Annotated in this window: 10 protein-coding genes; 6 read left to right on the top strand and 4 right to left on the bottom strand. The window is 69.1% G+C overall.

From position 1 onward, the window contains the following. The 5 genes from yidC to RMN98_RS07840 all read left to right on the top strand — a co-directional run. A partial coding sequence (gene yidC, locus RMN98_RS07860; RefSeq protein ID WP_309648257.1) for a membrane protein insertase YidC occupies window positions 1-880 on the top strand: 880 nt, incomplete at its 5' end. Next, a complete protein-coding gene (locus RMN98_RS07855) occupies window positions 877-1,440 on the top strand; it encodes a R3H domain-containing nucleic acid-binding protein (RefSeq protein ID WP_309648256.1) in 564 nt (187 codons plus the stop codon). The genes yidC and RMN98_RS07855, both read left to right, overlap by 4 nt. A 50-nt stretch (window positions 1,441-1,490) precedes the next feature. After that, a complete protein-coding gene (gene rsmG, locus RMN98_RS07850) occupies window positions 1,491-2,180 on the top strand; it encodes a 16S rRNA (guanine(527)-N(7))-methyltransferase RsmG (protein ID WP_309648255.1) in 690 nt (229 codons plus the stop codon). A gap of 188 nt (window positions 2,181-2,368) precedes the next feature. After that, window positions 2,369-3,280 (top strand): ParA family protein, encoded by a 912-nt coding sequence (locus RMN98_RS07845; protein ID WP_309648254.1) that lies wholly within the window; start codon window positions 2,369-2,371, stop codon window positions 3,278-3,280. Next, entirely contained in the window at window positions 3,277-4,281 is a 1,005-nt protein-coding gene (locus RMN98_RS07840) for a ParB/RepB/Spo0J family partition protein (protein WP_309648253.1), read from the top strand. Before RMN98_RS07845 ends, RMN98_RS07840 begins: the two co-directional genes overlap by 4 nt. A gap of 352 nt (window positions 4,282-4,633) precedes the next feature. Here the strand turns inward: RMN98_RS07840 and RMN98_RS07835 are convergent, their stop codons facing one another. Continuing rightward, on the bottom strand, window positions 4,634-5,416 hold the full coding sequence (locus tag RMN98_RS07835; RefSeq protein ID WP_309648252.1) for a lysophospholipid acyltransferase family protein: 783 nt from the start codon (window positions 5,414-5,416) through the stop codon (window positions 4,634-4,636). Window positions 5,417-5,474: 58 nt separating this feature from the next. Continuing rightward, window positions 5,475-6,689, bottom strand: a complete 1,215-nt coding sequence (locus RMN98_RS07830; protein ID WP_397209116.1) for a pyridoxal phosphate-dependent aminotransferase — start codon at window positions 6,687-6,689, stop codon at window positions 5,475-5,477. 63 nt (window positions 6,690-6,752) lie between these two features. Here RMN98_RS07830 and RMN98_RS07825 point away from each other — a divergent pair, with 63 nt between their 5' ends. Beyond that, window positions 6,753-7,421: a GNAT family N-acetyltransferase gene (locus RMN98_RS07825; protein WP_309648250.1), complete on the top strand. Its 669-nt coding sequence runs from the start codon at window positions 6,753-6,755 to the stop codon at window positions 7,419-7,421. A 22-nt stretch (window positions 7,422-7,443) separates the two neighbouring features. Here RMN98_RS07825 and trxA read toward each other — a convergent pair whose 3' ends face one another. Next, complete coding sequence (trxA, locus tag RMN98_RS07820; protein WP_309648249.1) at window positions 7,444-7,770, bottom strand: thioredoxin; 327 nt, start codon at window positions 7,768-7,770, stop codon at window positions 7,444-7,446. A gap of 116 nt (window positions 7,771-7,886) precedes the next feature. Next, window positions 7,887-8,888, bottom strand: coding sequence for a thioredoxin-disulfide reductase (gene trxB / locus RMN98_RS07815; RefSeq protein WP_309648248.1), 1,002 nt, complete (start codon window positions 8,886-8,888; stop codon window positions 7,887-7,889). Window positions 8,889-8,947 lie beyond the last annotated feature (59 nt).

Raw genomic sequence — 8,947 nt, 5'->3', positions numbered from 1 at the left:
CATCGGCCTCACCGTGGTCATCCGCACGGCTCTGATCCCGCTGTTCGTCAAGCAGATCAAGTCCAGCCGCAACATGCAGCTGATCCAGCCCAAGGTCAAGGAGCTGCAGAAGAAGTACGGCCACGACCGGGAGCGTCTCGCCCAGGAGACGATGAAGCTCTACAAGGACACGGGCACCAACCCGTTCTCCTCGTGCCTGCCGATCCTCCTGCAGATGCCCATCTTCTTCGCGCTGTTCCGGCTGCTCGACCAGGCGGCCAAGAACAACACCGCGCACGGCTTCCTGACCGAGGACCTCGCCCGCAAGTTCGGTGAGGCGCAGATCTTCGGCGCCATCCCGATCTCCGACAGCTTCTGGGGCGCGCGCACCTGGGGTGGCAACCCCGACGCCAACGGGCTCGTGATGGTCGTGGCGCTGATCCTGGTGCTGATGATGACGGCGACGACGTTCCTCACGCAGCGTCAGCTGATGAGCAAGAACATGCCGAAGGACGCTCTCAGCGGTCCCTACGCACAGCAGCAGAAGATGCTCCTCTACATCCTCCCTGTCGCGTTCGGCCTCGGTGGCGTGGCCTTCCCGATCGGCGTCCTCCTCTACTGGACCACGTCGAACCTGTGGACGATGAGCCAGCAGTTCTACGTCATCCGCAACAACCCGGCTCCCGGCACGCCCGCGGAGGAGGCGAAGAAGGAGCGCGATAAGGCCAAGGCGCTGAAGAAGGGCATTCCTCTCGTCGAGGAGGTCGTGCCGGAGCCCGAGGCCGCTCCTCGCCCTGCCGCCCGCCAGCAGCCCAAGAAGCAGACCAAGTCCCAGCGCAAGCAGTCCGGTGGCAAGCCGACCGGACGCCCCAACGACCAGAACAAGGGAGACAGCCGATGAGCGCGGACGTCGAGACCGAGAACGCCCCCGACACCGAGGTGACCGTGGACGAGGAGTCGTCCGACACGGAGGAGTCGCCGACGACGGGTCGCGCCGACCGTCTCAAGCAGCTCGAGCAGGAGGGCGACATCGCCGCCGACTACCTCGAGGAGCTCTTGGACATCGCTGATCTTGACGGCGACCTGGACATGGATGTCGACGGTGACCGCGCCGCGGTGTCCATCGTGGGTGCCGACCTGAGCCAGCTGGTCGGTCGTGACGGCGAGGTCCTGGAGGCTCTCCAGGAGCTGACCCGCCTCGCGGTCTTCCGGGAGACCGGCGACCGGTCCCGCCTGATGTTGGACATCTCCGGCTACCGCGCGCAGAAGCGCGAGGAGCTGGTGGCACTGGCGGAGCAGCTGATCGCGCAGGTCAAGGAGTCGGGCGAGCAGGTCTCGCTGGACCCAATGAGCCCGTTCGAGCGCAAGGTCGTCCACGACACGGTGGCGTCGTCCGGCCTCACCTCAGAGTCGGAGGGCGCGGAGCCGCGTCGCTTCGTGGTGATCCTGCCTGCGTCATGACCGACGATGTTTCACGTGAAACGCCCTCCGCGCCCGAGGTGGCCCGGAGGGTGTTTCCGTCTGAGCGCCTTCCCCACGCCGAGCGCTACGCCGAGCTCCTCGCGACCGAGGGCGTGATCCGCGGCCTGATCGGACCGCGGGAGGCCCCTCGGCTCTGGGACCGCCACCTGCTCAACTGCGCGGTCCTGGGGCAGCTGCTCCCCCACGGCGCCACGGTGTGTGACATCGGCTCGGGTGCCGGTCTCCCAGGGCTGGTGCTGGCGATCGCGCGCCCCGACGTACGCATCACCCTCGTGGAGCCGTTGCTGCGACGGACCACCTTCTTGGAGGAGGTCGTGGCCGAGCTGGGTCTCGACACCGTCGAGGTGGTCCGGGGCCGCGCCGACGTCCTGCACGGACGGCGACGCTTCGACGTCGTGACCTCGCGAGCGGTCGCACCTCTGGAGCGCCTCCTCGGCTGGTCCATGCCGCTGGTAGCGGCGGACGGGGCCCTGGTCGCCATGAAGGGCTCGTCGATCGCTGATGAGATCGAGGCGGCTCATGACGTGCTGGTGGAGGGTGGCTGCGGCGTCCCCGACGTCATCGTGCTCGGCGAGGGGCTGCTGTCCTCCACCACCGTGGCTGTGCGGGTTCCGTGGGCGGACCCGACACGGGTATCTTGGCCGCTTGCCGTTTCTCACCCCGCGGGGCCGAAGAAGCGCCCCTCCCAGAATCGACGTAAGAAGAGGCGACCTGCGTGACCGAGGAGTTTTCCACCGGCACGACCCCCCCGTCTGAGCCTGACTCTCCACAGGTTGACCCAAGTTCTCCACAGGTTGGGCCTTCCAACGCGGGGGCTGATGTTTCACGTGAAACAGCGAAACCACCGTCACCGATCCCCTCCCCGCTGAGTGCCTTCGGCGTCCGCACGGCGGGAGATGTTGCCTCGTTGGGTGCGCACTTCGACGACCCAGCGACGCCGCTGGCGCGCGCGGCCCAGCACAGCATCCTGGCTCGCCAGGAGGCGCACGCGCGCCCGGCATTGCAGCGCCCGAGCACCACCCGGGTCTTCGTGGTCGCCAACCAGAAGGGCGGGGTCGGCAAGACGACCTCGACCGTGAACGTGGCAGCCGGCCTGGCGCAGCTCGGGCAACGCGTGCTCGTCGTCGACCTGGACCCCCAGGGGAACGCGTCGACGGCCCTGGCGGTCGAGCACCGACGCGGCGTGCCCTCGACGTACGACGCTCTCGTGGACGGCGTCCCCCTCGCGGACGTCGTCGCTCCCTGCCCGGATGTCGCGGGTCTGTGGGTCGTCCCGGCGACCATCGACCTCGCCGGCGCGGAGATCGAGCTGGTGAGCGTGGTGGCGCGCGAAGGCCGACTCAAGCGGGCCATCGACGGCCACCCGCTGGTCGGGAGCGCCGACCAGGTCGGCGACGACCGCTTCGACTACGTGCTCATCGACTGCCCTCCGTCCCTGGGCCTTCTGACGCTCAACGCGCTGGTCGCTGGCGACGAGATGATGATCCCGATCCAGGCGGAGTACTACGCCCTCGAAGGCCTGGGCCAGCTGCTCGAGACGGTGGACATGGTCCGCGCGCACCTGAACCCGGACCTGGCGGTGTCGACGATCCTCGTCACGATGTTCGATGCCCGCACGCGGCTGGCCGCCGGCGTGGCCGAGGAGGTGCGCGAGCACTTCGGCGACCAGGTGCTCAAGACGTCGATCCCCCGCTCGGTGCGGGTGTCCGAGGCGCCGTCCTACGGCCAGACGGTCATGACCTACGACCCGGGGTCCCCGGGCGCGCTCAGCTATCTCGAGGCAGCCCGCGAGATCGCCACCAAGGGAGTCCGTGCGTGAACAGCAACCGTCCGCCGCAACGTCGAGGTCTCGGTCGGGGCCTGGGCTCGCTGATCCCGACAGCGCCCGCGGAGGCCCCGCCCGCGGCACTCCCCAGCGACGAGAGTACGGCAGGCGCTGCTGACTCGTCGTCGCCTACGGCCTCCCAGGCGCTGGCACCAGTTCCCGGCGCCAGCACCGCGGTGGTGGCCGGTGCCTACTTCGCGGAGCTGCCGATCACCCAGATCCAGCCCAACGCCGTCCAGCCCCGCAGCGTCTTCGACGAGGAGGCCATGGCGGAGCTGGTGCACTCCATCGGCGAGGTCGGGTTGCTCCAGCCCATCGTCGTACGACGCACCGGTGAGGATTCCTACGAGCTCGTCATGGGCGAGCGCCGCTGGCGTGCCTCGCAGCAGGCCGGCCTCGAAGCGATCCCGGCGATCGTGCGCGAGACCGACGACAACGACATGCTGCGCGACGCGCTGCTGGAGAACCTGCACCGCTCGCAGCTCAACCCCCTCGAGGAGGCGTCGGCCTACGCCCAGCTGCTCGAGGACTTCTCCTGCACCCACGAGGAGCTCGCCTCCCGGATCGGTCGGTCGCGGCCGCAGATCAGCAACACGCTTCGGCTGCTCAAGCTGAGCCCCGCCGTCCAACGTCGAGTCGCCGCCGGTGTGCTCTCGGCCGGTCACGCTCGGTCCCTGCTGGCGGTCGAGGATGCGGACATCCAGGACCGGCTGGCCCACCGGGTCGTCGCCGAGGGCATCAGCGTGCGCGGCCTCGAGGAGATCGTGGCGGTCGGCGACCTCACGCGGGGCTCCCAGCTCAGCCAGCGCAACCGGCCGACGGCCCCTGGCCTGGCCGACCTCGCCGAGCGACTCTCCGACCGGCTCGAGACCCGGGTCAAGGTGGATCTCGGACAGCGCAAGGGCAAGATCACCGTGGAGTTCGCCTCGCTCGACGACCTGCGCCGGATCATCGACATCATGGACCCGCGCAACCGCAACGACCGGCCGATCTAGCGATTTGTGGTTTTGTCGACATGCCGCTGGATCGATATGTCGACATTGAGGCTCCGGGCCTCTGACCTGCGGAGATGCCGCTTGCGCGACCCCGAGAGTGGCCGTTGCGCGACTTCGAGTGCCCTCGCCGATCCATCGGCCGACACTTCCCACGGCGACACGCCACTCCCCACGGGGTGCTCACCGTGGGGAGTGGCGGTTCGTCGACGTACCTTGATGGAGCGTCAGTCGTAGCCGGCTGCGGCGTCCCGCAGCGCGACCGCACCCGCCGATGTTTCACGCGAAACATCCACCTGCGGATTGGTCACCAACCGCAGGTCCACGGCCTGCGGCGCCCCGCACGCCAGAGGCGTCAGGACTTCTTGGGGGCCTTCGCTGCCCGCTTGGCGGCGCGCTTGGCCGCGCGCTCTCGCTTCTCCTCGGCGTCGAGCCGGGCGGCCTCCTGGAGCGTGGGCGCAGAGCCGCCGTGGCGGGCCGGCAGCCACCAGGAACCGGGGGGCTGCTCGTCGGCGGGATAGGAGGCGATGGTGTCGTCGAGCATCTGGGACATGACGCGGTGCAGCTCGGCGGTCTCGGCCACCGGGTCCTCGCCGGTGGGGTACATCGGCTCGCCGACACGGATCGCGATCGTCTTGCCGCGGGAGAAGTCGCGGGGGTGGTCCTTGGTCATCATCCGCTGGGTTCCCCAGAGGATGACGGGCACCAGCGGGACGCCGGCCGCGGCGGCGATGCGCACCGCGCCGGACTTGAACTCCTTGAGCTCCAGGGCGCGCGAGATCGTGGCCTCCGGGAAGATGCCCACCGCCTCGCCCTGCTGGAGGTAGTCGATCGCGGTGCGGAACGACGCCAGCCCTTCGCCTCGGTCGACCTCGATGTGGTGCAGCGAGCGCATCAGCGGCCCGCCGAAGCGGTCGTCGAAGATCTCCTTCTTCGCCATGAACCGCACCAGCCGCTTGGAGGGCTGGGTGGCCAGGCCGCCGTAGACGAAGTCGACGTAGCCGATGTGGTTGTAGGCCAGCAGCACGCCGCCCTCGCGCGGGACGTTCTCCGTGCCGGTCATGACGAAGCGCTGCCCCAGCACCCGGAAGAGCGTCTTGGCCGTCACGATGATCGGCGGGTAGGTCAGGTCACGCATGGGAGCTCCTCGTTGAGCGCGGTCGGGCCTTACGTCGTACGACGAAGTCTGGTGCAGGTCAGCGTCGCGTGGCCAGGAAGTCGGCGATCCGACCGATGGCCTCCTCCAGGACGGCCACGTCGGGCAACGTGACCAGCCGGAAGTGGTCGGGGGTGGGCCAGTTGAAGCCACTCCCGTGGGTGACGAGCAGCTTCTTGGCGCGCAGCAGGTCGATGACGAACTGCTGGTCGTCCTCGATCCGGTAGACCTCGGGGTCGAGGCGGGGGAAGCAGTAGAGCGCCCCCCGGGGCTTGACCGAGGAGACACCCGGGATCTCGTTGAGCAGCCGGTGCGCGAGCATGCTCTGCTCGTAGAACCGGCCCCCGGGCACGATCAGCTCCTGGATCGACTGATAGCCGCCGAGCGCGGTCTGGATGGCGTGCTGTGCGGGCACGTTGGCGCACATGCGCATGTTGGCCACGAGGGTCAGCCCCTCGAGGAAGTCCTGGGCGATCTCCTTGGGGCCGGAGATCATCACCCAACCGGCGCGGTAGCCGCAGACCCGGTAGGCCTTGGAGAGGCCGCTGAAGGTCAGGCACAGCACGTCGTCGCCGGCCGCCTTGGCCGCGTGGTGGTGCACAGCGCCGTCGAAGAGGATCTTCTCGTAGATCTCGTCGGCGAAGACCACCAGCTGGTGGCGCCGGGCGATGTCGACGAGACCTTCGACGACCTCACGGCTGTAGACGGCACCCGTGGGGTTGTTGGGGTTGATGATGACGATGGCGTGGGTGTTCTCGGTGATCTTGGCCTCGATGTCGGCCAGGTCGGGGTTCCAGTCGTCGTCCTCGTCGCAGAGGTAGTGCACGGGCACACCACCGGCCAGGGTCACCGCCCCCGTCCACAGCGGGTAGTCGGGAGCCGGCACCAGGATCTCGTTGCCGTCGTCGACGAACGCCTGCAGCACCATCGAGATCAGCTCGGACACACCGTTGCCGATGAAGACGTCCTCGACCATGCAGTCCTTGAGGCCCTGCTGCTGGTAGAACTGCGAGACCGCGGTGCGGGCCGGGTAGATCCCCTGGGAGTCGCTGTAGCCCTGCGCGTCCGGCAGGTGGTGGATCATGTCGGCCAGGATCGCCTCGGGTGCCTCGAAGCCGAACGGCGCGGGATTGCCGATGTTGAGCTTGAGGATCCGGTGACCCTCCGCCTCGAGGCGCTGGGCCTCGACGAGGATGGGTCCGCGGACGTCGTAGCGGACGTTGTGGAGCTTGCGGCTCTGCCGGATCGGGCGCACGAGTGCCATCCTCTCAGGAGGGGACCCGCGTCGACCGGCGGTCCCACCGGGAGGAGGCACCAGATGTCACGCAAGGTCGTCCGGTTGACCGTCGACCACCTCGCCGACCTGCCCGGACCGTGTCGCACCTGCCTCTTCTGGGAGCTCGACCCCGTGCGACGCGGTCGCGTCGACGGCCCGGAGGCTGCGGCGGCGGAGAAGGAGGCCTGGCTCTCCGAGGTGCTGCGCGAGTGGGGCTCCTGCGGTCGCGTCGTCCTGGTCGACGACCGACCGGTGGGCTACGTCGTCTACGTCCCGCCTGCCTACGCACCGGGGGCCGACGGGTTCCCCACCGCCCCCGTCTCGACGGATGCGGTCCTGCTCACCACGGCGTACGTCGATCCCCTCCATGCCGGTGGGGGGCTGGGCCGCCTGCTGGTGCAGGGCATGGCGGGTGACCTGATCCGACGCGGGGGCATCCGCGCGGTGGAGGCGTTCGGGACCACGACCCCGCGGCTCGGGCAGGCCTGGGGCTCCTGCCTGGTGCCGGCCGACTTCCTCGGCGGCGTGGGCTTCAAGACCCACCGGCCGCACGCCCTCACGCCACGGATGCGGATGGAGCTCCGCTCGGCGCTCACCTGGCGCGACGAGGTCGAGGCCGCCGTGGAGCGGCTGATCGGGGTGGTGCGGCCCACGCCCGCGCCGGCGCCCGAACGCAGTCACCGCTCCCTCGGCGAGCCGGGGGAGCGGTGAGAGGTGCTGCGGGTGGACCAGGTCAGCCGAGGAAGGGCTCGAGCTCCTTGAGGAGCGCCGCCTTCGGCTTGGCACCGACGATCGAGCGGACGACCTCGCCACCCTGGTAGACGTTGATCGTCGGGATGCCGGTCACGCGGTAGGACGAGGGCGTGACGGGGTTCTCGTCGACGTTCATCTTCAGGAAGGTGATCTTGTCACCGTGGCTGGTCGCGATCTCGTCGAGGATCGGGGCGACCTGGCGGCACGGGCCGCACCACTCGGCCCAGAAGTCCACGAGGACCGGCTTGTCGGACTTGAGGACCTGCGCCTCGAACTCGGCGTCGGTGACGGCTGCGATGTTGCCCACGGTGATTGTCCCTTCTCGGTGAGCCTGTGGCTCGGTGAACACTGAGGTCTGTCTCTACTCAACACCAGGTCGGGGCCCGGTGTTCCCTGCTGTGCCGTGTCGCGGACGGGAGAGGCTCAGGCTCCTGCGGCCTGGGCGACCTCGGCCATCATCGCGTCAGGACCGGCGACGGCAGCGGCGAAGTCGCGCTCCCCGAGGTAGCGTTCGGCGTCGAGCGCGGCCGCGCAACCGGTGCCGGCGGCGGTGATGGCCTGGCGGTAGTGGTGGTCGACCAGGTCGCCCGCAGCGAAGACGCCGGGCAGGTTGGTGACCGTGGACGGCTGCTGGACCAGGACGTAACCGTTCTCGTCGAGGTCGACCTGCCCCTGGAGCAGCTCGGAGCGCGGGTCGTGGCCGATCGCGATGAAGAGCCCGGTGGTGTCCAGGTCGCGGGTCTTGCCCGTGACGGTGTCCTTGACGGTGATCGACTCGAGCCTGTCCTCGCCGTTGACGCTCTCGACGACGGAGTTCCACACGATGTCGAGCTTGGGGTCGGCGAAGGCGCGCTCCTGCATGATCTTGGAGGCGCGCAGCTCGTCGCGGCGCACGATCAGCGACACCTTGGAGCCGAAGCGGGTCAGGAAGGTGGCCTCCTCGACCGCGGAGTCGCCACCGCCGACGACGGCGATGTGCTGCTCGCGGAAGAAGAACCCGTCGCAGGTCGCGCAGTAGGAGACGCCGCGTCCCGAGAGCTTCTCCTCGTTGGGCAGGTCCAGCTTGCGGTAGCCCGAGCCGGTCGCGAGGATCACGGCGCGCGCCGTGTAGGTGTCGGTGGCGGTCTTGACCACCTTGACGTCGCCGGTGAGGTCGACCTCCACGACGTCGTCGGGGATCATCTCGGCGCCGAAGCGCTCGGCCTGGGCGCGCATCTCGTCCATCAGGGCCGGGCCCATGATGCCGTCGCGGAAGCCGGGGAAGTTCTCGACCTCGGTGGTGTTCATCAGGGCACCGCCGGCGGTGACCGATCCCTCGAAGTCGAGGGGCTCGAGAGCTGCGCGCGCGGCGTAGACAGCGGCGGTGTAGCCCGAGGGCCCCGAGCCGATGATGATCACGTTGCGCGTGGCGGTGGTCTCGCTCATGAGGGTCAGTCACTCCTGCTGGCAGTGTCGTAGATGGGAGGGTGCGGAACTCGTCGTGC

Source organism: Nocardioides sp., assembly GCF_031397825.1.
Taxonomy (GTDB): domain Bacteria; phylum Actinomycetota; class Actinomycetes; order Propionibacteriales; family Nocardioidaceae; genus Nocardioides.
This window is presented reverse-complemented; position numbering and strand designations above follow the sequence as displayed.

Excerpts from the sequence above, each read along its gene's own strand:
- RMN98_RS07855 (WP_309648256.1), top strand. The coding sequence starts at position 877 with ATGAGCGCGGACGTCGAGACCGAGAACGCCCCCGACACCGAGGTGACC.
- RMN98_RS07835 (WP_309648252.1), bottom strand. The coding sequence starts at position 5,416 with ATGCGTGACCTGACCTACCCGCCGATCATCGTGACGGCCAAGACGCTC.
- RMN98_RS07825 (WP_309648250.1), top strand. The coding sequence starts at position 6,753 with ATGTCACGCAAGGTCGTCCGGTTGACCGTCGACCACCTCGCCGACCTG.
- trxB (WP_309648248.1), bottom strand. The coding sequence starts at position 8,888 with ATGAGCGAGACCACCGCCACGCGCAACGTGATCATCATCGGCTCGGGG.